The following is a 22,139-nucleotide window of genomic DNA, read 5'->3' as shown; positions in this document are numbered from 1 at the left end:
GAGGGTTGGCAACTGACCCGGGTGTGCAGCGTAAAGCACCAGAAGCAGTTATCCGGCGGGCAGGGGCCGCGGTCGGAAGAACAATTTGAACGGACCCGTACCGCGCCAGTAGCGCCGAAAGGTCGATGCGAAGGACCGCATTACTGAAAAGCCCGACGCGAGTCGGGCTTTTTGGAATGCCCACCTTTTTTCAAACATCTGAACCACACCTATCACTCATCAATCACCCCGGGAGGCGTGACATGACAAACGAGCAACAAGCGTTGTTGGACATGCCGATCTGGCTCGTCATCGTGCTCGCCCTGTTGGGCGGGGTGTCCGGCGAAATGTGGCGTGCCGACAAGGACGGCGCCCGTGGCTGGTCGTTGTTGCGACGCCTTGCCTTGCGCTCCGGCGCGTGCATGGTCTGCGGGGTCTCCGCCGTCATGCTGTTGTATGCGGCCGGCATATCGATCTGGGCCGCGGGCGCTTTTGGTTGCCTCACGGCGATGGCCGGTGCGGACGTGGCCATCGGGCTTTATGAACGCTGGGCGGCCAAGCGGATCGGGGTTAGTGAAGTACCACCGCGTGATTCTCGTCCCGATCAACAGTGAATCCTAAAACGCATGAACAGGAAGTTTTTATGCCCCCCATCATCGAAAAGCCTTCGCAGCTAATTACCGCCATTGCCACGGTGCTACGCAACTCGAATCTGGGTATCAACGTCGGCAGCCGTGATGATTTCGCCGATGTCGGCGACCGGCCCTGGGTGTTGATCGCCCTTGAACGCGATGCAGCCGATTGTCGTGCCCGTGATGGGCGTATCGCTCATGTGCTGACGGTTTCACTGCAAGCCGTGATGCGCCCTGAGTCCGAAAGCCCGAGCCTTGCAGCCTGCGATCTGGTCAGTGCGCTCAAGGATCTGGCCACGGATAACCGTTGGAGCCTGCCGGGCGATCAATGTGATGTGCCGACACGCTTCGACGCCATTCCCTCGTCTTTGATCAATGGAACGCAGGAATTCCCCGCCTGGACCCTGTCCTTCACCCAGACGTTGTACTTCGGCACACCGCTAATGGACGACCCGCAGGGCATCCCGAAATTCGCCCGCACCTGGGAAGTCTCGGACATCGACGACCCGGACCAATACACGGAACTCGAGGGCTGAGCCATGTTCGATGCACTGTTACGCCTACAGCTTGGCCCGATCATCGAGCGGCTGGCCGAGATGGAGACCGAGCTGGAGGACCTGTATCGACGTACGGACAGCCTGTGCCGAATCGGCGTGTGCCAAGAGGTCGATGCGTCCAGTAATACCTGTCGGGTCAGCCACGGTGAATTGCTGACACCGGCTATCCGCTTTTTCAATCCCAGTGCCGGGGCGCAAAGCGAGTCGCGGATTCCTTCCGTGGGCGAGCAATGCCTGTTGCTCAACCATGGCGGCGGTGAGGGCAGCGCACAATCAGTTGCGCTGTTCGGGCTTAACGGCAACCGGTTTCCACCGGCCTCGACCCAGGCTTCGCTGACGCGTCGCCTTTATCAGGACGGTACGGAAAGCGGTTACGACGACGCCAGCCATGTCTTGCATTGGAAGAACGGTCCAGCGGCGTTCAACGGCAATCGTGAAACGCTCGAGTTGAGCATCGGCCCGGCGCGACTGGCAATGAACCCTGAGGCCATCGAACTGCAACTGGGGACGGTCGGGCTGCGACTCGACGCTTCCGGTGTGCACCTGGGCGGCCCGTTGGTGGATCACCAGGGCCGCGTAATCAGCACCGCATAAAGAGTGCTCCCATGATCGGAATCGATAGAAACACCGGCGCGACGGTCGACGACTGGCCGCAATTCGTGCAGCGCGCGACAAGGGCGCTGACCACACCCCTGGGCACGCGGCAGAAACGTCCCCTGTACGGCTCTGCCATCCCGGACCTGTTGGGCCAAAACCTTGGCGACGACGTGCTGCTTCTGGCCCAGAGCCACGCCGCCCAGGCGTTCTACAACAGCCAGAACGGCATCGGCGATTTCCAGCCGCAAGTCATTGTCGCCAGCCGACAAGGCGCGGGCTTGCTCCTGCGCTTCGCCGGGACCTGGAACAATCGAAATCAGACATTCGAGGTGGTGACATGAGCATGTTGATACCGGGCCAGAACCAGTTGGTGGAGCCTGAGATTGTCACAGTCGAGGTGTTCGAGGATCTGCTGGCCGAGTTCAAGACCTTTGTCGTCGAGTACGTCGGCGCCCGCGCTCCGCAGAGCGGCGCCAAACTGAAAGTCAGCCTGGAGAACGAAAGCGAGCTGCTGACCCTGGCCCTCGAAGCGTTTTGTGTGCGCCTGCAATTGCACGAGCGAAAGTACAACGCCCGCATCAAGCAGATGCTGGCGTGGTGGGCGACGGGCAGCAACCTCGATGCGCGTCTGGCGGATATGGGGCTTGAGCGTCAATTGCTCGATCCTGGTGATCCTGCGGCATTCCCGCCAGTTGCGCCGGTGTATGAAAGCGATGATGACGCACGATTACGCTATTACCTGGCGCCCCATGCACCGGCCGCCGGTTCACGCATGCAATATCGCCGCGAGGTGTTCACCCTTGGCGAGCGCCCGGTGGTGAAGGTGGCGTCTGCCGCGCCGGGCGAAGTCACAGTCACCTACAGCTTCAATCCTGACGGCTTTGCCGCGCAGGTCAAGGACGGCAACGGACGCCGCACCGCGCCTGGCGAGGTGATGGTCACAGTGCTGTCTCGGGATGGCGATGGCACGGCATCCGGGGCATTGCTCGACAGGGTGCGCGAGCACTTCAATCGACCGGATGTGCGACCGGAAACGGATCGGGTCACGGTGCAGGGCGCCCACATCAAACCCTACAGGATACGGGTAGTCGCCAGGATCAACGCCGGCCCCGATTCAGGATTGACGAAAGTCGCGGCGCAACAACAGTTGCAGGCTTATGCCGACAGCTGTCATCGCCTCGAGGGTCGGGTCGACCCGAGCTGGATCGACTACACGCTGCATAACGCCGGCGCGGTTCAGCTTGAAATTCTCGAACCGCTCGAGCCGATTGTGACGACGGCTTTCGAGGCCCCATGGTGCACGGGTGTCGAGGTGGAGGTGCTGGCGCTATGAGTGAATCTCAACCTCGTCCGAGCCTGTTGCCGGCCAACAGCTCGCCGCTGGAAAAAGCACTCGACCTCGGCTTTGGCACCTTGCTTGATCGCATTGCACCACCGTTTCCCGAGCTGATGAACCCAGCCGCCACACCGTCGGCGTTTTTGCCCTATCTCGCGGCGGATCGGGGTGTCAGCGAGTGGAGCACCGAAGCGGCCGATGCGGAAAAGCGTTTGACCGTCGAACTCGCCTGGCCCACGGCACGCCAGGCCGGGACACGGCTGGCGCTGGAAAACGCGGCCAAGGGTTTACGCCTGATACCCGAAGTGCGGGCCTGGTACGAGCAGACTCCAGCGGGCCAGCCCTACAGCTTTTCCGTCAGGGCGTTCACCGAACAACCCTACAGCGAGGACATCGATGCTCGTCTCGACCGACGCCTGGCGGATGCCAAAAGCGAGCGGGACAGCTTGTCAGTGACTGTCGGCTTAAGCGCATTCGGCAGCCATGTCATTGGCGCCGCAACCGTGTGCGGCGAGTTGACCACGATTTATCCGGTCGTCATCGAAGGGCTGCAAACCTCAGGCGAAGCCTTTATGGCCGTCGGACTCTACACGGTCGAAACATCCACTATTTATCCTCAGGGGGCCTGAATGGCTGACTACTACACCCTGCTCACGAACGCAGGGATTGCCTACGAAACCGCCTGCAAGGCGGCGGGCGTGCCGATCAAACTGTCGCAGATTTCGGTCGGCGACGGCGGCGGCACGGTCTACAACCCGGCGGCCACCGCCACCGCGCTCAAGCGCGAAGTCTGGCGCGGGCCGCTCAACGCACTGTTCCAGGACGAGAAAAATCCGAGCTGGTTACTGGCTGAGGTCACGATTCCACCCGAAGTCGGCGGTTGGTATGTGCGCGAGGCCGGGCTCTGGACCGACACCGGCATTCTCTACGCCATCGTCAAATACCCGGAGTCGTTCAAGCCAGTGCTGGCGACGTCGGGGTCGGGGAAAGAGTTCTACATTCGTTCGATTTTCGAGACCAGCAATGCGGCGTTGGTGACGTTGTTGATTGATGACACGGTGGTCAAGGCGACGCGGGCTTGGGTAACCTCCTACGTCGCCGACGAGCTTGCGAAGCTCGACAGCAAGCAATCTGTAAGGGTTGCGACCACAACCAACATCGCTTTAACCGGGCCACAATCAATCGACGGCGTGGCTGTTGTCGCCGGAGATCGTGTGCTGGTCAAAAACCAGACGCAGGCCAAGGACAACGGAATTTGGATCGCCGCAGTGGACGCCTGGGGGCGTGCAAAGGACGCCGACAATAGTGCTGAAGTAACTTCTGCCCTAACGGTTTCTGTCGAGCAGGGTACGACGCTTGCAGACACCATCTGGCAACTGGTGACTGATGGGGTGATTGTGATCGGCACCACGGCCCTGGAGTTTCAGAACGTAACCCAGGGCTTTGCGCCGATCAACGCCCCGGCGCTGATCAATCCCACGGCCAATACGCCGGCGCAGTTCGATAGTAGCCAGTTGTTAGCGAATAGTGCATTTGTGCGGCGACAGGGTTTGCAGTACTCGGGGTTTCTTTCGCTTGCCGCGAGCACTGCATTGACGTTGGCCGAAGTGGGTGGGCTGGTCAGCTTTTCCAGTGCGTCGATGCTGACGTGCACGCTCCCCGCAACCAACACCATCCCCGCCACGGCGGCGGCCATTATCACCGTTGCTTGTGCGGGTGCTGGTGGGCTAACCGTATCACCCGCAGCGGGCGGCGATACGGTCAACACGTCGACTGGCGTGGTCGGCTCATTCGTCCTCGGTCTCGGTGATACCGCGGAGTTCATCCGTTTAAATGGCCAGTGGCGCCTTATTGGCGGGACGATGGCCCTCAAATATGGCGCCCTGATGTCGGGCGCTAATTGGCTTACGCAGCCGCAGTTTGACAAAACCAAGGCTTTCGCTACGACGGAGTTTGCGCAGTCTATCGGGCAAAACTTTGCTGGTGTCAAAGTCCACGTAGTCACGGAGAGCATTCTTGCGGCGGACATGGGCAAGATGCACTTTGCCTCGGCGGCAGGCGCCACAACGCTGACGCTGCCTGCGGCGAGCGCTGTCCCGGCTGGCGCGTCATTCACCATCATGGGCACGGCTAGCGGGGTTGCAACAATCTCGCGAGCAGGTGCCGACAACATCATCCCGCAGTCGTCGCCAGTCAACTCGATAGCTCTGAGTAACGGCGACGTACTAACCTTTGTCTCCAGTGGCGCTGGCTCGTGGTACGTGTTCGGAAGTGCACAGCTTGGTTCCTCTGCTGCGTTTGGCGCATCGCTAGCGGTAAACGGCTATCAGAAGCTCCCGTCGGGTCTGATCGAACAATGGGGTAGCGTCTCTGTCCTAGATAACTCTGAGCAGACCATTACTCTGCCCATCGCTTTCCCTAACGCGATTTTCAGCGCCGTCGTATCAGTTCCTAGTGCCGGAGCGGCAGGAGCCGGCGAGTTCGCCACCGCAGGTGTGCGCAAGAACGGCAGCAGCCTCAGTACTATTTTGGTAAACGCGAACACGGGGCCGAGCATTGCAGTAACTCAAACTGTAACCTGGCGCGTATGGGGGAATTGATCTTGATCTTCTTTAGTGCAACCGAGCTTGGCTTCTACGACACCGCCATTCATGGCTCTATTCCAGAGGATTGCGTTGAAATCTCTGCTGATTATCATGCTGAGCTGTTACGAGGGCAGTCGGAGGGTAAGCTCATTTCCTGGGGGGATGATGGCTGCCCGGTGTTGGTCGATCCCCCGGCTCCGTCTCCGGAATACCTCGCCGATATTGAGCGTGCCAAGCGTGATCGGCGGCTCCAGGCAACTGACGGCGTGGTTGCGCGCCACCGGGACGAGCTGGAGGCGGGGCAGAAAACTACATTGACGCCTACGCAATACCGCGAATTACAGCGCTACCGGCAGGCGCTACGCAGTTGGCCGGAGGTGGACGAATTCCCGCTGATTGATCACCGTCCGTCACCGCCCGATTGCCTGGTTGAACAACTCCCTTAAACGCCCCGGACTGACGGGGCGTTTTCTTTTCTTGGGTGCGCCGCAAGCTGCGCTGTATGGCGTCATTGGAAGCAGCCTTCAACAAGGGCACGTAACCTGATACGCACAGGACTCAGCAGGCACCGCACCTGCATATCGGCATTCAATGGCCATGGCCCATGGTTATAGCTCCGGCGTTGCGCATTTGAATCAAGCGCTACCGAAGAAGCTGTGGGATCGGTTTGGACTGGTCTCAATAATGGATACGGTTAACCGACTTAATCGCATCACTTGAACAGCCGTATACGGATCCGTACGTACGGTGGTGTGAGAGGACGGTGGCTGTGAAGCCGCCTCCTACTCGATCCGCAATACCCCCAACAGCCCCTTCCCCAAAGGGGCTTTTTCGTTCATGGAGAACCCAAATGGCAGAACGCCAAACCTACACCGTGCTCGTCCCATTCCCCATCGGGGGAGGGCACTGGTCGAGCATCGGCCAGGAACTGCAGCTACTCGATGTGGAGGCCACTGCATTGCGCATCGCCGGTCGCCTGGAGCTGAAGAAAACCGAGGTCGTCGAGTCGGCCTCCCAATCCACCGTGGCCAAAAAGGCCGCTGCCAAGAAGGCTGAATAACCATGGCTGAGGTTTTGAACTTCGAGCACAACGGCATCACCGTCAATGCCACCGAATCTCCCGAGGCCATGGGTGGCCTGGGGGACAACGTCATCGGCCTGATCGGCACCGCGCCGAAAGCCGACCCACTGATTCCGCGTAACGCCCCGTTCCGCATCAACAGCTTCACCACCCAGGCGCTGCTCGATCCGACCGGCAGCGAGGAAGGCACGCTGTATCACGCGGTGTTCCAGATCCTGAAAGTGGTCAAGGTTCCGGTCTACGTCGTCATCGTCGAAGAGGGCGACACCCCGGCCGACACGCAGAACAACGTCATCGGCGGCATTGACCCACTGACCGGTCGCAAGCTCGGATTGGCAGCGTTGAGCGGTGTGGCCGAAGACCTGACCATCATCGGTGCGCCGGGCTTTACCGGCACCAAAGCGGTGGCCAGCGAGTTTGCTTCGTTTGGCAAGCGTATCAAGGCTCGCGTGGTGCTCGACGGCAAGGACGCCGCGGTCGCCGATCAGGTGACCTACAGCCAGGAATTGGGCGGTGCGGAGCTGGGCTTCGACCGCTGCCTGCTGGTGCACAACATGCCGTCGGTGTACTCCAAGGCCGCGAAGAAGAACGTGTTCCTATCGCCCTCGAGCCTGGCAATCGCGGCGCTGGCAAAGGTCAAGCAATGGGAAAGCCCGGGTAACCAAGTGACCTACGCCGAAGACGTTTCGCGGGTGGTGGAATACAACATCCTCGACACCTCCACCGAAGGCGATCTGCTCAACCGCTACGGCATCAGCTATTACGCCCGCACCATCCTCGGCGGCTTCTCGCTGTTGGGTAACCGCTCGATCACCGGCAAGTTCATCAGCTACGTCGGCCTTGAAGACGCGATCAGCCGCAAGCTGGTCAAGGCCGGCCAGAAAGCCATGGCCAAAAACCTGACCAAGTCGTTCATGGACCAAGAGGTCAAGCGCATTAACGACTGGCTGCAAACCCTGGTCGCCGACGAAACCATTCCTGGCGGCAGCGTATACCTGCACCCGGAATTGAACAGCGTCGAGAAATACAAGAACGGCACCTGGTACGTGGTCATCGACTACGGCCGCTACGCGCCGAACGAACACATGGTTTATCAACTCAATGCCCGCGATGAAATCATCGAGCAGTTCCTGGAGGACGTTCTCTAATGTTTACCAACCGCGTAAGACAGGCCATCGCGGCCACCCTGCAAGGCCTGCCGCTGTCGGCGACGGTGGAAGAATTCACCCCGCCGAAGATCGAGTTCGAAATGGAAGGCATGACGGGCGGGCGTTTCATCGCCGAGGAAATGGCCAAGAGCGGCAAGGTGCTCGGCGCCACGCTCAAGCTGCAAGGCATGGGCCCGGAGATCATGCTGGCGCTGGGGGTGAAGCTGGGTGACGACATCCTGCTGAACGTGCGTGAAGCTGGCCAGGATCAGGACGGCAATACCTGGTTCACCTATCACACCGTCGGTGGAAAGCTGAAATCCCTGAGCGAAGAGGTCCTGAAAATGGCAGGCAAACCCACCACGACGCTTGAGCTGTCCTGCCGCACCTACACCCGTCAGGAAAACGGCATCCCTGTAATCGATATCGACGTGCGTACGCAGAAGTTCGTGCTCAACGGCGTCGACATTCTCGGTGACGCCCGCCGCGCTGTGCTGCTGCCGTAACACTCAAGGCCAATCCGGTTGCACAACCTGTGGGAGCGAACTGTGGCGAGGGGATTTAGCGAAACGTCGCACCGCCCCGTTCGGCTGCGAAGCAGTCGCGAACCGGTGAACACGATTTAACTGAGACATAGTTTCAGGGCCGCTTCGCGACCCAACGGGGATAAATCCCCTCGCCACAGTTCGCTCCCACAAGGATCCCGACCATTCGACCCTCACGTGAACCACCAAGGAATTCATTCCATGTCTTGGACACCTCCTGTTCACGACCTGCTGTCGCCGATCACTTCGGACGACAATGTGCAGATCGAACAAATCCAACTCAAACCCTTGTTCTACGCCGCGCAAAAAGAGGCCCTGGCCCGCGCTGGCGATGATGAAGACGACCAGTTCTTCGAACTGGCCCTGCTCGCCACCGGGCTGTCGATCAAGGAACTCGAGCAACTCAAGCGTCCGGACTACGTGAGCATCGCGCAGTACGTGCATGAGATGTCGACGCGTCCAGCCTCGTACTTTCTGGAGCAGATCACCGAGCGCGAAGCGGACGTGAACCTCGCCGCACATGATGATCCCGATCAGGTTCAACTACTGCAGCCGCTTTATATCGCGGGCCGCAGCCTGTCGTCCCTGACCCTGGAAATGCCGGTGCTGCGCGCCACCAAGGCGATGAAAAAACTCAAGACCGCCAAGGAACGCGCGGAATTCATCACCGCCCACTGCACCGGGCTGATGATCCCCGACCTGGCCCTGTTGAGCGTTCCTGACTGGACGCAATTGCAGGTGCGCATCGACGATTTTTTAAACCAACCGGCGGCCTTCTTTCGGAACGCGACATCGACGTGATCCTCGATGTGGTGCCGCTCATTTACTTGGTAAGTGAAGCGGAAATTCTGGAATGGGACGCCGCAAAGGCCATGCGTCGCTACGACATCGCGATCAGTCGGCTTGGGTTGAAAGAGGAGTAGAGGAGGATGGCAGACAGCAAGTATTCGCCTGTCGGTGCGAGCATCAACAGCCTTGCACTGTCGCAATCAGGTAGCGCGTCCGAGGCGTCGGGACCTGTCGGCTTCAAGGATACATTGTCGGGATTGAGCCTGGCACTGACCACCGCCAGCCTGGATATTCGATTGCTGGTGGCGGAGCAGCTCAAGCTCCGTGAAACCCTGGCATTGTTGAACGGTGCCCTGTCGGCGCAGCAATCGCCGCTCAAGGCGAATGCTTCGGTGCCGGCGGCAGGCAGTGAGCCGAAGTCCAGGCTCAAGGCCGAGATAGACCAGCGTACGCCGCCCGAATTGCTCAAGTCGGCAATGGCAACTGAATGGGCGATGGTCGAGCTCAATCAAGTATTGAAGCTCGATAAGGCACCGCTGCAGAAACTGTCCGAATCTCTCCAGAAGATGGCGGCTGACAAGCAGGTTGCCCCCAGTGGCGCGACGGTCGCGCAATTGGCTCAGGTGGAACTCGCGGCAGTGAAGGGGGGCATCGGTAAAGGCCTCGACTCGGCAGGACAACAGAACGAACTGCTGGACTTCACACGCGACAGCGCGGTGATGGCATCGGCCTTCAATCTCGATGTGAAGTCTGCGGGTGAGATGCTGTTGTGCTGGCGCACCTCGATGCAGTTGGACCGGGAACAGAGCTTGAGTCTGGCGGACGCGGTCAATCACCTGGGCAACAGTGGTCTGAATATCAAAGCGGCCGATGTCGGCGCTGTGGTACAGCGCTCTGGAGAAGCGGGTACCGCCGCGGGGCTGAGCGCGGAGCAGGTAGCAGCCCTCGCCGCGGCATTTTTGAACAGCAACGTGGGTGCCGCCGGTGCCGACGCAGGGTTGAAAAGCCTGGCCACGGGATTGGCCAAAGGCGACGCGGCGACAGCGGAGCAACGCAAGGCCTGGGCTGAACTGAACGATGGACTGGACCCCGGGTCGGGTATTGAACTCAATGCCAGAAGCGTGGCGGATGGACTTCGCACTGACAGTCCGGGAACGATCAAGCGGGTGCTTGACGCGCTGAAGATCAAGAGTGCCGAGGAGCAACGTTCGCTGACGAAGACGTTGTTCGACGATAGCGCGGCAATTCTTGAGCTGCTGAAGAAACCGGAAGATGTTCAACGGAGCCTTTTGCTGGTGTCCGAACGGAACGCCGATGCGACATTACCGGCATTCAAAGGCTCCGTCGCGCAAACCGCCCAAGCGCTGGGGGAAACCTCACAAGGGCGCTGGAACGCGTTGGACGCCAGTAAAAACCGGATGTTCATTGCTGGCGGCAATGCCCTGGCGCCGTTGACTGATGGATTGATGGTATCGCTCGCTGCGTTGGCCGATGGCTTGAGCGAGGTCGCGCAAGCGCAGCCGAAAGCCACAGCCGGATTGTTGGTGCTGGCGGGGGCCCTTGCTTTGGCGCGCGGCGCGCAGATCAAGGTGGCGATGGCGTCAGCCATCACCGCAGCCGCGACAAAGCTCCTTGTTTTGGCTGGCGCACGGCCAATTCCGGATGCGGGGGATTTGACCGCCGAGCCCAAGGAACAACGTCGAAAGGGCAATCGGAAAAAAGGCAGCAAGAAAACAGCAGCCCCGAGCAAAGCGCCGAATAAACCCACTATAAAAAGTGCTGACAGGTTGCCGCCCATGACGATGGGCAGTCGTTTGTTGGGGGCCGCCAGAATGGGCTCGGCGGTCACCGGCAGAGTTGCGCCTCTGATGCTGGCGAGTGCAGGTTATGACGCGCTCAGCGCTCTGAAATCGGGCGATACCCAGGCACTTGGCGGTGCGCTGGGGTCTGCCGGAGGCGGTTTGGCGGGGACCTATGCGGGAGCCGCTGCCGGTGCGTTGATTGGCAGCTTCGTGCCCGTTCTCGGCACGGCGGTCGGCGGGGTGATTGGTGGTTTGTTAGGCGGTATGGCGGGCAGTTGGGGCGGCGAATGGCTGGGCGAAAAAATTGCCGCCCCTGCCGATCGACTCGCCGCTGCGGATCAAGTCAGTCAACGCATCAGCAGCCCCCAGACAAACCATCAGCAAAACGCGTTGACCGCAAACATCTACATCAATGGCCAGGATCAGGCCAGTGCCAGTCAACTGGCGAACCTGGTCGTGCAGCAGATCACAGGGCAATTCGGCGTGCTGACCATGCCCAACACCCTCGCGATTCGAAGCGACGCGGCCCTGACCGACGGAGGTACGTAATGCGCCAGCAAATGGTCCTGGGCAGTTTCATCTTCGGCCTGTCCAGAAAATTCGCCTACAGCTCTATGGTGCGCAAGTCGGACGGAGGCTGGATGAACATCGATATTCTCACCAGCAAACCCAGAACTGCCCAGACGGGGCAGGGGTTGCAATCCCTGACGATTACCGGCAAGTCGATGTACGCGACGGCCATGGATCGGCTCGATGAACTGCGGGCGGTGCAGGCATTGTGCATTCCCTTGCCCCTGGTCGATGGCATTGGCCGCAATTGGGGGCTTTGGCGGATCTCCAGCCTGTCTGAAACCCAAAGCAACATCATTGATGACGGCACCGCCATGGTGGTCGATTGGGTGATTGAATTAACGGAGTTCACCAATGCGTAGAGTTCGAAGTATTGCCGGTGATTCGGTCAATCTGTTGCTGTATCGCGAGCTCGAAAGGTGTGACGACGCCGTCGAAGAAGCGCTATGGCGCCTCAATCCGGGGCTTGCCGAGCACGCTCCGGTATTGCCGGCGGGGGTGTGGATTACCCTGCCTGAAGTGGACTCGAAACCCATCGCGCCCACACCGTTTTCCGCCTGGGAATAAGGAGGCAGCATGTCACTGGGATTTACGCCGGCAGTGGAAATTTATGGCGCCAATGCGAGTCTGCTCAACCAACGATTACTGAGTTGGCAGCATGTCGATGCGGCGGGAATCGAGTCCGATCAAGTCACGCTGTCGATCGATCTGGAAGGGTTGCAAGGGTTACCAAGCCTTGACGGGAAAATCGGTCTGCGGCTCGGCTATCGGGAGTCGGGGCTGGTCGATAAGGGCGAGTTCGTCATCACTCGGCGCACACCGACTCTGTTTCCCCTGCGTTTAACGCTCGTGGCTACGGCTGCACCGTTCAGTGTGGCGGATGAAACAGGTTTCAAGCAGCGTCGATCGGTCAGTCACGGCCCGACGACCCTCGGCGCGTTGTTTCGCCTGTTGACGTCACGCCACGGATTTTCGCCCCGTGTCGCGCCCGATCTGGCGATGATCAAGATTGAACACGTCGACCAGTCCAACGAAACCGACATGGGATTTTTGACGCGTCTGGCGTGGATTCACGACGCGGTGGCCAAGCCGGTCAACGAGCTTTACGTGCTGGCGCGGCGCGGTCAGGCCAAATCTCTGTCGGGAAAAGTCTTACCGAGCGTTCGACTGTCGGTGACGACAAACAATCACCCGGACGATCATGCATTCATCGCCGCTACCCTCGATGAAACCGCTCGGGCGAAATACCAGGGTTGCAAAATGAGCTGGTGGGACGCCGCTGCCGGGAAGGAACGCGTGGTCGAAAGCGGTATCGCTCCGTTCAAGAGCGTGCGTCGGCGTTGCCAGAATGCAGAGGAAGCCCAGGCAGCCTGTGAAGGTGAAGTGCGCCGGATGATGCGTGAGGCGCTCAAGGTGCAGATCGATTGTCCGGGCAACCCGGCCTTGTCTGCCGAAGGGATTGTGGTGCTGGACGATACCTGGCCCGATTTCATGCGCGGGCGCTGGTCGATTGACAAGGTCACGGCCAGTGGCAGTCGAAAGGACAGCTATCGTTGCAAAATCGCGGCGACTTGCCTGGGCTCGACGACATAACACGACGCAACAATTGCAGAAGGCATCCTCACCAACAGGGTCTGTAATCTCGTGGTCAGCAGGGGGGGGGGGGCGAGCCATAGCCAGCGTGACCGTTGTGTTTGAGTCGCAACCCCGAACTTGTGAATCTCATCCATTACTCACTGGAGCGAGCAATGCATCTCACCAAGGAGCAGTTACTCAGGATTTTCCCCGACGCCCGCTCTCAAGCGGGCTTTTTCGTTTTAGCCCTCAACGACGCTATGGCTCACCGTAACATCAACACGCCCTTGCGCATCGCGGCATTCCTGGCGCAAGTCGGTCACGAGTCGGGCCAGTTGCAATACGTACGAGAGCTGGGCAGCGATCAATACTTGAGCAAATACGACACCGGTACGCTTGCCGGGCGTCTAGGCAACACGCCGGAGCCTGATGGTGATGGCCAGCGTTTTCGCGGCCGAGGTCTGATCCAGATCACCGGTCGCAACAACTATCGCCAATGCAGCCTTGGACTGTTTGGTGACGAGCGTCTGCTGACATTGCCTGAATTGCTGGAGCAGCCGCAGTGGGCCGCTGAATCCGCTGCCTGGTTCTGGGAACAGAACGGCCTCAATGAATTGGCTGACCGGGACCAGTTCAACAACATCACTCGCCGTATCAACGGTGGACTGAACGGGCTGCAGGATCGCTTACAGCTCTGGGCACGGGCGAGGGCGGTGCTATGCCAGCCCTCAGTCTGATCCCAGGGGCTCCACGCATATTCGGCGTGGCTGGATTATTGATCATGTTAGCCGGTGGCTCGGCAGCGCTGGCCTGGCGTGTTCAAGACTGGCGTTACGGTCGGCAATTGGCAGAGCAGACACGATTGCACGGCGAAACGCTGAATCAGCTGACGCTGCTTGCGGCGAAGCAGCAACAAGCCGAACAAAACAAACGCCTGGCGCTCGAGCAACGGCTTTCGGCCAGTGAACAAACCCATTACCGAGTGTTGAGCGATGTTCAACGTGATCAGGATCGCCTGCGCGATCGTCTTGCCACTGCTGATCTGCGCCTGTCAGTCCTCCTCGATGGCAACGGCGCAGCCCCGGTCTCTACAGTGCCAGCCGCCTCCGGCACCGGCAGCGTGGATCATGGAGGAGTACGCGCCCGACTTGACCCGGCGCATGCTCGACGAATTATCGCCATCACCGATGCCGGCGACCGTGGATTGATTGCTTTGCAGGCCTGTCAGGCTTATGTGGCGGCGCTCATCCGCTAACATTTTGATCGACCCTGTAACTTGCAAGCGCGATGCGCTCGTGTACGGTAGGTCTTATTCCGCACCGACAGGAGATGACCGTGAAAGTAATCACCCAACTGGCCGCTGATCTTGGCAGGCAATTGCAGATGCTCAACGCCCATGTCTCCACGGCGGAGTCTTGTACCGGTGGCGGGATTGCCGAGGCAATTACCCGTATCCCCGGCAGTTCGGCGTGGTTCGAGGCCGGCTATGTCACTTACTCCAATCTGCAGAAGAACCTGCAATTGAATGTCCCGGTGGAGTTGTTCACCACGGTGGGGGCGGTCAGTCGCGAGGTGGTCGAGGCGATGGCCAGGGGCGCCCAGGAGAAAAGCCGTGCGTTTTTTTCCGTGGCGGTCAGTGGTATCGCCGGGCCGGATGGCGGTTCACCAAGCAAACCGGTAGGCACGGTCTGGCTGGCCTTTGGGGCGGGCGAGCGTGTGTACAGCGAGTTGCAGCACTTTGCCGGTGACCGCGACGAGGTCCGCCGACAAACGGTGAAGGCCGCGCTAGAGGGGTTGCTGCGCTATACCGCGGCAGAAATCTCAAATCAGGGGTAGGCGAGCCTCCAACGCTGTGGAATAATACTGGCTACTTATACAGGTGTTGGCCGTCAGGCCTTATTGATTACGTGAGGACTTTAATGGACGACAACAAGAAGAAAGCCTTGGCTGCGGCCCTGGGTCAGATCGAACGTCAATTCGGCAAGGGTGCCGTAATGCGTATGGGCGATCAGGACCGTCAGGCGATCCCATCCATCTCCACGGGCTCTCTGGGTCTGGACATCGCACTGGGCATTGGCGGTCTGCCAAAGGGCCGCATTGTTGAAATCTACGGTCCTGAATCTTCCGGTAAAACCACACTGACCTTGTCCGTGATCGCCCAGGCTCAAAAAGCCGGCGCGACCTGCGCCTTCGTCGACGCCGAACATGCCCTCGACCCTGAATACGCCGGCAAGCTGGGCGTCAACGTCGACGATCTGCTGGTTTCCCAACCGGATACCGGTGAACAAGCCCTGGAAATCACCGACATGCTGGTGCGTTCCAACGCGGTTGACGTGATCATCGTCGACTCCGTGGCGGCGCTGGTGCCAAAGGCTGAAATCGAAGGCGAAATGGGTGACATGCACGTGGGCCTGCAAGCCCGCCTGATGTCCCAGGCGCTGCGTAAAATCACCGGTAACATCAAGAACGCCAACTGCCTGGTGATCTTCATCAACCAGATCCGTATGAAAATCGGTGTGATGTTCGGCAGCCCGGAAACCACCACCGGTGGTAACGCGCTGAAGTTCTACGCTTCGGTTCGTCTGGACATCCGCCGTACTGGCGCGGTGAAAGAAGGTGATGAAGTCGTCGGTAGCGAAACCCGCGTCAAGGTTGTGAAGAACAAGGTCGCTTCGCCGTTCCGTCAGGCCGAGTTCCAGATTCTGTACGGCAAGGGTATCTACCTCAATGGTGAGATGATCGACCTGGGCGTTCTGCACGGCTTCGTCGAGAAGTCCGGTGCCTGGTATGCCTACAACGGCACCAAGATCGGTCAAGGCAAGGCCAACTCGGCCAAGTACCTGGCGGATAACCCGGATGTCGCTGCCGCGCTCGAGAAGCAATTGCGTGACAAATTGCTGTCTCCGGCAGCCGTAGCAGACTCTAAGGCTTCTGCGGTCAAAGAGACCGAAGACGATCTGGTCGACGCTGATATCTGATTGATCCAATGACCGCCGTACTCGATACACTCGTCGCGGTGCGGCGAACCGCAATGGACCTGCTCGCGCGACGTGAGCATGGTCGAGTCGAGCTGACGCGTAAACTGCGTCAGCGCGGCGCTCTCCCCGAAATGATCGAAACAGCACTCGACCGATTGACAGAAGAGGGCTTGCTCTCCGAGTCCCGTTATCTCGAAAGTTTCGTTTCCTACCGTGCCCGTTCCGGTTACGGCCCGTTGCGTATACGCGAAGAGCTGAGTCAACGCGGGCTGCAGCGCAGTGATATCGATCTCGCCTTGCGCGAGTGCGGTGTCGACTGGAAGGCGCAATTGGAAGACACCTGGCGACGCAAGTTCTCCGGGCAGTTACCGATAGATGCTCGGGAGCGTGCCAAGCAAGGCAGGTTCCTGGCGTATCGGGGATACTCCATGGAAATGATCAACCGCTTGTTCAGTGGCCGGGGAATGGACGAATGACTGAAACGGCTCGCTATTTCGATAGCGGGCCGTTTTTTTTTGTACTTCACACAACCTTTGAAGGCTCCCGCGTGCGTTGTTGTGCCTGGGGCAGCGGTTGTGCCCAGTTTTCCGGCAGGTTGATGTAATCCACCAATTCTCGCAAACGGCCATGGTCGCGGGCGTTGAACGCGAAGGCTAGTCGAGCCAGATGGCTGAACTGCGCTTCATCGTGTTCCTCACCGCTGTAGGCATGCTGGTGGAATTGATCGCTCAGGCACAAATCGGCAAACGCCACTTGCATGTGCTCGAGTGCCCGGTCACTGAGCTTGTGGTTCATGCGAATCAGGAACTGATGCTTGAGCCAGCGGCTGGAGTGGAAGTTACTGTAAAACTGGTTGATGTGTTCGACGGCGTCCTCGGCGCTGTAGACCAGTTTCACCAGTTTCATATCGGTGGGCAGGATGTAGCGGTTTTCCTCCAGTTGATGGTGAATGAAGTCCAGCGCGCCTTGCCAGAACTGGCCACCCGGTGCATCGAGCAGCACCACTGGCACCAGTGGGCTTTTGCCCGTCTGGATCAGTGTCAGCACCTCCAACGCCTCATCCAGGGTTCCAAACCCGCCTGGGCACAGCACCAGTGCATCGGCTTCCTTGACGAAGAACAGCTTGCGAGTAAAGAAGAAATGAAAGGGCAGCAGGTTGGTCGTACCGTTAACGGTGGGGTTGGCATGCTGTTCGAAGGGCAGGGTAATGTTGAAGCCCAGGCTGTTCGCCAGCCCGGCGCCTTCGTGAGCCGCCGCCATGATGCCGCCACCGGCACCGGTAATGACCATCATGTCCGAGCGAGTCAGCGCGGCTCCGAGTTCCCGGGCCAGCGCATACAACGGGTGTTCTATCGGTGTACGGGCAGAGCCGAAAACCGTGACTTTGCGGCGTCCCTTGAACTGTTCCAGCACACGGAACGCGTGCTCCAGTTCGCGCAGGGCCTGCAGGGTGATCTTGGCATTCCAACGGTTGTGGTCTTCCTGGGCCATGCGCAGCACGGTCAGGATCATGTCGCGGTAGATGGGGATGTTCGGGCTGTTGGGCGAAACCAGGTTGAGTTGTTCTTCGACCTTGGTGATGAGGTCGTGGCCGCTCTCCTGAAAATGACGGCTCAGGAGATCATTCGGTTGGTAAGGCATTCAACTTCTCCTTCTGCACAGAACCCTTGGCCCCGACAAACAAGCGTCGATGCCACGACACTCCTGTGTCGCTGTCTGCCCAGGCCCATGCCTGGGCGATCCACTCGACCCGGGTTATCGGGTCATCCATCCGGGCTCTGTTTTTCCCTTGGGTGAAAGAAACCTTCGCATGACACAACACGTACGGGCAGCTCCTTTCCTGCCTTGAAAAAGTGAACATGGGTACCCTGAATCTAGACCCTCGCAGTGATTTGCGCTTGCTTGATCATTGCGCTGCAAAGTCTTTACTGGCAACTGCTTATTGACAATTCGCGAGGTGGTTTCGCCGCTCGTCTGAACGCGCACCACCTGTCCTGCACTCTGATTTACTAAATTACAGATAGGAAAAGACAACTTCGCGTCAACGGCAGGGCGCACGGTACCGGCGGTAGAGGGATTTATCGCTCAACAAGAGCGAGGTGCAAGGAGGCGGGAGTCATGGCCAGAGTCATTCTGGAAATAGAGATCGATACACAGCTGTATCGATTGCTGAAGTCATCAGCCGAGACCAATCATGTGAGTCTCGAAGAAGAGTGCTGCCGACGATTGGAGGGGGCAGAGCGGCGCTCGCGTTACTTGCAGGCATTGCTAGCAGATCTGCGCGCCGAGGACGAACAGCGGCGCGCCAAATCCCGATAATTACTTCTTCTTCGTCGGTGCGGCTTTCGGGCAATCCGATTCCTGGAAGCTTGCCGAGCCGACCGCGCGATTGGTTTTCACCTCAGTGAAGTCGTAACGCATGATCGCGCCTTTCTTCATCAGTTTGCGATAACCCTCGTTTCGGCATACGGAGGCGCCAAGCTGAAAGTACACCGCTTTTGGATCGGCGCGCATCTGCTGGGCGTGGCTGCTCTGTACGCTCAGGTGGTTGATCAATGTATTGCCTTCGACGGTGTAGCCCTGGTCAAGAATGTCTTCATTGATCGCCCGCGGCGTACCGACGCTGCTTTGCGCGGCGACATTGCGCAGCTCTTTGTTCAGACTCTGCTCACTCAAGGATGCAGCCTGAGCGTTGAAGGACGACGCCAGCAGAATGGCAGCGGTGGGGACGATAAGGCGCAGCATGAAACTCTCCTGGTTCAGTGACTGGTGGTTCGACCCGTCACGTGACTGTGCGTTCAGTGGCGGCGAATTATAGGGGAGCCCGTCTGGACGGTACAGGCTTGTGCCGACGGCTCTGGTAAACTGCCGGCTTTATTGCCCTGAGTGCCATTCGTGTCGAGTTTCCCTGTCTGCCGGTGTTGTCCACGATGAACCATGCCCCCAACGCCGTCGCCCGCCTGCGCGACCAGCGCGAAGACGAAGGTATCAAGCCGATTCAGGCCCGGGGTTGGCGCGCACCTCGTTGCCGTTCCTGCCGCGTGATCGAGAGCCATTGCCTGTGCGCCTGGCGTCCGCAGGTCGAGACCCGATCCGGGGTCTGCCTGATCATGACCGGCAAAGAAGTGTTCAAACCGAGCAACACCGGTTGGCTGATCGCCGACGTGGTACGTGATAACCATGCGTTCATCTGGTCCAGGACCGAAGTCGATCAGCAGTTGCTGGCACTGTTGTCCGATCCGCAATGGCAGCCATACCTTGTATTTCCCGGAGAGTATGTCGAGCCCGAACGCGTAACCAACACAGTTGCATTGGATAGTGCCCGGCGCCCGCTGTTCATCCTGCTGGACGCGACCTGGACCGAGGCCCGGAAGATTTTCCGCAAAAGCCCTTATTTCGATGGATTGCCGATCCTCAGCCTGCTGCCCGAAAAGCTCTCCCGCTATCAATTGCGTCGATCGACCCGCAGCGAGCATCTGTGCACCGCGGAAGTCGCGGCGCTGTGCCTTGATCTGGCGGGCGATGTGCAAGCGGCAACGGCGCTGGACGCCTATTTCGATGTGTTCAGCCAGCATTACCTCGATGCCAAGCGGCAGCTGGAACTGGATGTGGAAACACCGGCACATGCCGAGTTGTTGCCTTTTATACAGAACGCCACCCCTGCCGTGGGCTGATTGTCGCCCATACTGCAAAAGACTGTACTGGCCATCCAGCTTGACCACCCCGGCTTCGCTGGGCATGCTTGGCGCCGATTAGGGCGCGGCCAAAGTTTGATACGCCGTGTGTACTGGTGTTGAACGTGCCCTGTTGGTGCAGCTGCGTGGCTGTACCTCGAGTTGTTTGAAGAACAGGATCATTTGAAGAATGGCCACATACGAAATCCTGATTGCCGATGACCACCCGCTCTTTCGCTCTGCCTTGCATCAAGCGCTGACCCTGGGCCTCGGTCCGGATGTCCGTCTGGTGGAGGTGGCGAGCATTGCCGAACTGGAAGTGCGCCTGACTGAAAAGGCCGACTGGGATCTGGTGCTGCTGGATCTGAACATGCCAGGAGCATACGGTTTTTCCGGGCTGGTGCTGTTGCGCGGCCAATATCCGCAGATTCCGGTGGTGATGGTCTCGGCCCAGGAAGAAGCCTCAGTGATGGTCAAGTCCCGTGAGTTCGGTGCCAGCGGTTTCATTCCCAAGTCCAGCGACCTGAGCGTGATCCAGAAGGCCGTGCGTGCCGTGCTGGATGGTGACGTCTACTGGCCACCGCAAGCATTCGAAGCGGTCAGCGTTTCCGATGAAGCCAAGGCGGCCAGCGAAGGCCTTGCCAGCCTGACGCCACAGCAGTTCCGGGTGTTGACCATGGTGTGTGAAGGTTTGCTGAACAAACAGATCGCCTATGAATTGAATGTGTCCGAGGCGACCATCAAGGCTCACGTGACCGCGATTTTCCGTAAACTGAACGTGCGAACCCGAACCCAGGCGGCGTTGCTCCTGCAACAACTTGAGTCAATTTCGAGCCACTAAGGGTTGGCTTCTTCACGCTTTTTTGACTTTGGTTAATCTAGCTTTCCCACTCTTTTTTGATCAGTTGCCTACTCTATGTCCCCTTTCAAAGGCCAGACCGGCCTGAAACGCATCCTCAATGCTTCTGGCTATTCCTTTGATGGCCTGCGTGCAGCCTTTACCGGCGAAGCAGCTTTCCGGCAGCTGGTTTTGCTCAATGTCATCCTGATCCCTTTGTCGTTCTTCCTGGACGTCAGTCGTGTCGAGCAGGCGTTGCTGATTGCGGTCTGCCTGTTGGCCCTGATTGTCGAGTTGCTCAACTCGGCTGTGGAGGCGGCCATTGACCGCATTTCCCTTGAGCGGCATCCGTTGTCGAAGAACGCCAAGGACATGGGCAGCGCCGCGCAACTGGTGGCGTTGACCATGATTGCGCTGGTGTGGGCCGTGATTCTGCTTTAAGCGATCGCTGGCAATACGATCTCGTCGCTGCGCTGGACCCCGGCGGTGAAAGCGCGGCACAGGTCGAGGAATTCACGCATCGCTGATGTCTGGTACTTCTGTTTGTGCCAGATGAAGTAAAACTGCCGAGCCAGGTCCAGGTCCGGCGTCTCTACCGGTACCAGGCTGCCGCGGCGGAACGCGTCCCGCAGCGCCAATCGCGAAATACAGCCAATCCCCAGGCCGGATTCCACCGCGCGCTTGATCGCTTCGGTGTGCTCCAGTTCCAGGCGAATGTTCAACGCACTATGGTGATGACGCATGGCCTGATCGAATGTCAGCCGCGTCCCCGAGCCTTGTTCGCGCAGAATCCAGGCTTCGTGGCTCAGTTCGTCCATGGTTGCTGTACCGCGTTGGGCCAGGGGATGTTGCGGTGCGCAAAACACCACCAGTTCATCTTCCACCCAACTCTGCACTTCGATGTCCGGGTGACTGCAATCGCCTTCGATCAGACCCAGATCAATTTCGTAGTGGGCCACTTGTTGCACAATATTGGCAGTGTTCTGCACATGGAGCTTTACCTGGCTTTCCGGGTGACGCTGCATGAAACCGCCGATCAGCAGGGTGGCCAGGTAATTGCCGATGGTCAGGGTAGCGCCCACCGCCAATGAGCCGAAGCCGGACTTGCCATTGAGCAGGTCTTCGATTTCCTTGGCCTGATCGAGCATGGCCACCGCTTGCGGTAGCAACTGCTTGCCGAGGGCGTTGAGGCTCAGCCGTTTGCCGGCACGGTCGAACAGCTGGCAGCTGGACTGGCGCTCCAGTTCGGTGATCGACGTACTCGCCGCCGATTGCGAAAGATTAAGCAGCCCGGCAGCGCGGGACACGCTTTCCTGCTGGGCGACGGCGACGAAGACTTGAAGTTGACGGAGAGTAAATCGCATATCGATATAACCGATAACCCTTATCTTAATAATCCATTTAACAGATATTGTGACTGCCATTAGAATGCGATGCAATTGCGCGCCGTTCA

28 protein-coding genes and 1 pseudogene are annotated in these 22,139 nt (G+C 59.1%); 26 read left to right on the top strand and 3 right to left on the bottom strand.

Features of this window, described 5'->3' with window-relative positions; translation table 11 throughout:
* Positions 1–242: 242 nt before the first annotated feature.
* From ACSFE6_RS08220 to recX, 22 genes and pseudogenes are all read left to right on the top strand, one after another.
* The gene (locus ACSFE6_RS08220; protein WP_435427135.1) at positions 243–593 is read left to right on the top strand and encodes a phage holin family protein; all 351 of its coding nucleotides are present in this window, start codon (positions 243–245) and stop codon (positions 591–593) included.
* A 29-nt stretch (positions 594–622) separates the two neighbouring features.
* Positions 623–1,147 (top strand): hypothetical protein, encoded by a 525-nt coding sequence (locus ACSFE6_RS08215; RefSeq protein WP_435427134.1) that lies wholly within the window; start codon positions 623–625, stop codon positions 1,145–1,147.
* Positions 1,148–1,150: 3 nt separating this feature from the next.
* On the top strand, positions 1,151–1,762 hold the full coding sequence (locus ACSFE6_RS08210; protein ID WP_435427133.1) for a phage baseplate assembly protein V: 612 nt from the start codon (positions 1,151–1,153) through the stop codon (positions 1,760–1,762).
* Positions 1,763–1,773: 11 nt separating this feature from the next.
* The gene (locus tag ACSFE6_RS08205) at positions 1,774–2,106 is read left to right on the top strand and encodes a phage baseplate protein (protein ID WP_435427132.1); all 333 of its coding nucleotides are present in this window, start codon (positions 1,774–1,776) and stop codon (positions 2,104–2,106) included.
* Positions 2,103–3,098, top strand: coding sequence for a baseplate J/gp47 family protein (locus ACSFE6_RS08200; protein ID WP_435427131.1), 996 nt, complete (start codon positions 2,103–2,105; stop codon positions 3,096–3,098). Before ACSFE6_RS08205 ends, ACSFE6_RS08200 begins: the two co-directional genes overlap by 4 nt.
* Positions 3,095–3,730, top strand: a complete 636-nt coding sequence (locus ACSFE6_RS08195) for a phage tail protein I (RefSeq protein WP_435427130.1) — start codon at positions 3,095–3,097, stop codon at positions 3,728–3,730. The genes ACSFE6_RS08200 and ACSFE6_RS08195 overlap by 4 nt, the downstream gene beginning before the upstream one ends.
* Positions 3,731–5,701, top strand: a complete 1,971-nt coding sequence (locus ACSFE6_RS08190) for a phage tail protein (RefSeq protein WP_435427129.1) — start codon at positions 3,731–3,733, stop codon at positions 5,699–5,701.
* Positions 5,702–5,703: 2 nt separating this feature from the next.
* Positions 5,704–6,132: a tail fiber assembly protein gene (locus tag ACSFE6_RS08185; RefSeq protein WP_435427128.1), complete on the top strand. Its 429-nt coding sequence runs from the start codon at positions 5,704–5,706 to the stop codon at positions 6,130–6,132.
* A 48-nt stretch (positions 6,133–6,180) separates the two neighbouring features.
* Positions 6,181–6,406, top strand: a pseudogene (locus ACSFE6_RS08180) (group II intron reverse transcriptase/maturase); the annotation flags it as partial.
* 130 nt (positions 6,407–6,536) lie between these two features.
* Complete coding sequence (locus ACSFE6_RS08175; RefSeq protein WP_435427127.1) at positions 6,537–6,746, top strand: hypothetical protein; 210 nt, start codon at positions 6,537–6,539, stop codon at positions 6,744–6,746.
* A gap of 2 nt (positions 6,747–6,748) precedes the next feature.
* Positions 6,749–7,915 (top strand): phage tail protein, encoded by a 1,167-nt coding sequence (locus ACSFE6_RS08170; protein ID WP_435427126.1) that lies wholly within the window; start codon positions 6,749–6,751, stop codon positions 7,913–7,915.
* On the top strand, positions 7,915–8,421 hold the full coding sequence (locus tag ACSFE6_RS08165; RefSeq protein ID WP_435427125.1) for a phage major tail tube protein: 507 nt from the start codon (positions 7,915–7,917) through the stop codon (positions 8,419–8,421). Before ACSFE6_RS08170 ends, ACSFE6_RS08165 begins: the two co-directional genes overlap by 1 nt.
* A gap of 240 nt (positions 8,422–8,661) precedes the next feature.
* Entirely contained in the window at positions 8,662–9,261 is a 600-nt protein-coding gene (locus ACSFE6_RS08160) for a phage tail assembly protein (protein WP_435427124.1), read from the top strand.
* A gap of 128 nt (positions 9,262–9,389) precedes the next feature.
* A complete protein-coding gene (locus tag ACSFE6_RS08155; protein WP_435427123.1) occupies positions 9,390–11,600 on the top strand; it encodes a phage tail tape measure protein in 2,211 nt (736 codons plus the stop codon).
* Positions 11,600–11,983, top strand: a complete 384-nt coding sequence (locus ACSFE6_RS08150; RefSeq protein ID WP_435427122.1) for a phage tail protein — start codon at positions 11,600–11,602, stop codon at positions 11,981–11,983. The genes ACSFE6_RS08155 and ACSFE6_RS08150 overlap by 1 nt, the downstream gene beginning before the upstream one ends.
* On the top strand, positions 11,976–12,188 hold the full coding sequence (locus ACSFE6_RS08145) for a tail protein X (RefSeq protein WP_435427121.1): 213 nt from the start codon (positions 11,976–11,978) through the stop codon (positions 12,186–12,188). Before ACSFE6_RS08150 ends, ACSFE6_RS08145 begins: the two co-directional genes overlap by 8 nt.
* A 9-nt stretch (positions 12,189–12,197) precedes the next feature.
* Complete coding sequence (locus tag ACSFE6_RS08140; protein ID WP_435427120.1) at positions 12,198–13,214, top strand: phage late control D family protein; 1,017 nt, start codon at positions 12,198–12,200, stop codon at positions 13,212–13,214.
* Between the two features lie 155 nt (positions 13,215–13,369).
* Complete coding sequence (locus tag ACSFE6_RS08135; protein ID WP_435427119.1) at positions 13,370–13,933, top strand: glycoside hydrolase family 19 protein; 564 nt, start codon at positions 13,370–13,372, stop codon at positions 13,931–13,933.
* Positions 13,915–14,451 carry a lysis protein gene (locus ACSFE6_RS08130; RefSeq protein ID WP_435427118.1) on the top strand — a complete coding sequence of 179 codons (537 nt, stop codon included), beginning with the start codon at positions 13,915–13,917 and terminating at the stop codon, positions 14,449–14,451. The genes ACSFE6_RS08135 and ACSFE6_RS08130 overlap by 19 nt, the downstream gene beginning before the upstream one ends.
* Before the next feature lie 80 nt (positions 14,452–14,531).
* The gene (locus ACSFE6_RS08125) at positions 14,532–15,032 is read left to right on the top strand and encodes a CinA family protein (RefSeq protein ID WP_435427117.1); all 501 of its coding nucleotides are present in this window, start codon (positions 14,532–14,534) and stop codon (positions 15,030–15,032) included.
* 83 nt (positions 15,033–15,115) lie between these two features.
* Positions 15,116–16,174, top strand: a complete 1,059-nt coding sequence (gene recA, locus ACSFE6_RS08120) for a recombinase RecA (RefSeq protein ID WP_433739041.1) — start codon at positions 15,116–15,118, stop codon at positions 16,172–16,174.
* Between the two features lie 8 nt (positions 16,175–16,182).
* Positions 16,183–16,650 carry a recombination regulator RecX gene (gene recX, locus ACSFE6_RS08115; protein WP_435427116.1) on the top strand — a complete coding sequence of 156 codons (468 nt, stop codon included), beginning with the start codon at positions 16,183–16,185 and terminating at the stop codon, positions 16,648–16,650.
* A gap of 46 nt (positions 16,651–16,696) precedes the next feature.
* Here recX and ACSFE6_RS08110 read toward each other — a convergent pair whose 3' ends face one another.
* Positions 16,697–17,815 (bottom strand): TIGR00730 family Rossman fold protein, encoded by a 1,119-nt coding sequence (locus tag ACSFE6_RS08110; protein WP_435427115.1) that lies wholly within the window; start codon positions 17,813–17,815, stop codon positions 16,697–16,699.
* A gap of 477 nt (positions 17,816–18,292) precedes the next feature.
* Here ACSFE6_RS08110 and ACSFE6_RS08105 point away from each other — a divergent pair, with 477 nt between their 5' ends.
* Complete coding sequence (locus tag ACSFE6_RS08105) at positions 18,293–18,493, top strand: hypothetical protein (RefSeq protein WP_175389031.1); 201 nt, start codon at positions 18,293–18,295, stop codon at positions 18,491–18,493.
* Here ACSFE6_RS08105 and ACSFE6_RS08100 read toward each other — a convergent pair whose 3' ends face one another.
* Positions 18,494–18,919 (bottom strand): PA3611 family quorum-sensing-regulated virulence factor, encoded by a 426-nt coding sequence (locus ACSFE6_RS08100; protein WP_435427114.1) that lies wholly within the window; start codon positions 18,917–18,919, stop codon positions 18,494–18,496.
* Positions 18,920–19,104: 185 nt separating this feature from the next.
* On the opposite strand from ACSFE6_RS08100, the gene ACSFE6_RS08095 reads away from it, so the two are divergent.
* From ACSFE6_RS08095 to ACSFE6_RS08085, 3 genes are all read left to right on the top strand, one after another.
* Positions 19,105–19,848 carry a tRNA-uridine aminocarboxypropyltransferase gene (locus tag ACSFE6_RS08095; RefSeq protein ID WP_435427113.1) on the top strand — a complete coding sequence of 248 codons (744 nt, stop codon included), beginning with the start codon at positions 19,105–19,107 and terminating at the stop codon, positions 19,846–19,848.
* A gap of 190 nt (positions 19,849–20,038) precedes the next feature.
* Positions 20,039–20,689 (top strand): response regulator transcription factor ErdR, encoded by a 651-nt coding sequence (erdR, locus tag ACSFE6_RS08090; protein WP_435427112.1) that lies wholly within the window; start codon positions 20,039–20,041, stop codon positions 20,687–20,689.
* A 75-nt stretch (positions 20,690–20,764) separates the two neighbouring features.
* Positions 20,765–21,127, top strand: a complete 363-nt coding sequence (locus ACSFE6_RS08085) for a diacylglycerol kinase (protein WP_435427111.1) — start codon at positions 20,765–20,767, stop codon at positions 21,125–21,127.
* Here the strand turns inward: ACSFE6_RS08085 and ACSFE6_RS08080 are convergent.
* Positions 21,124–22,050, bottom strand: a complete 927-nt coding sequence (locus ACSFE6_RS08080) for a LysR family transcriptional regulator (RefSeq protein WP_435427110.1) — start codon at positions 22,048–22,050, stop codon at positions 21,124–21,126. The genes ACSFE6_RS08085 and ACSFE6_RS08080 overlap by 4 nt on opposite strands.
* Positions 22,051–22,139 lie beyond the last annotated feature (89 nt).

The sequence above is a fragment of the Pseudomonas baetica genome (genome assembly GCF_051216495.1).
GTDB classification, from domain to species: Bacteria; Pseudomonadota; Gammaproteobacteria; order Pseudomonadales; family Pseudomonadaceae; genus Aquipseudomonas; species Aquipseudomonas baetica_B.
Note: the sequence above shows the minus strand (reverse complement) of the source record. Positions and strands in the feature narration are given on the sequence as shown.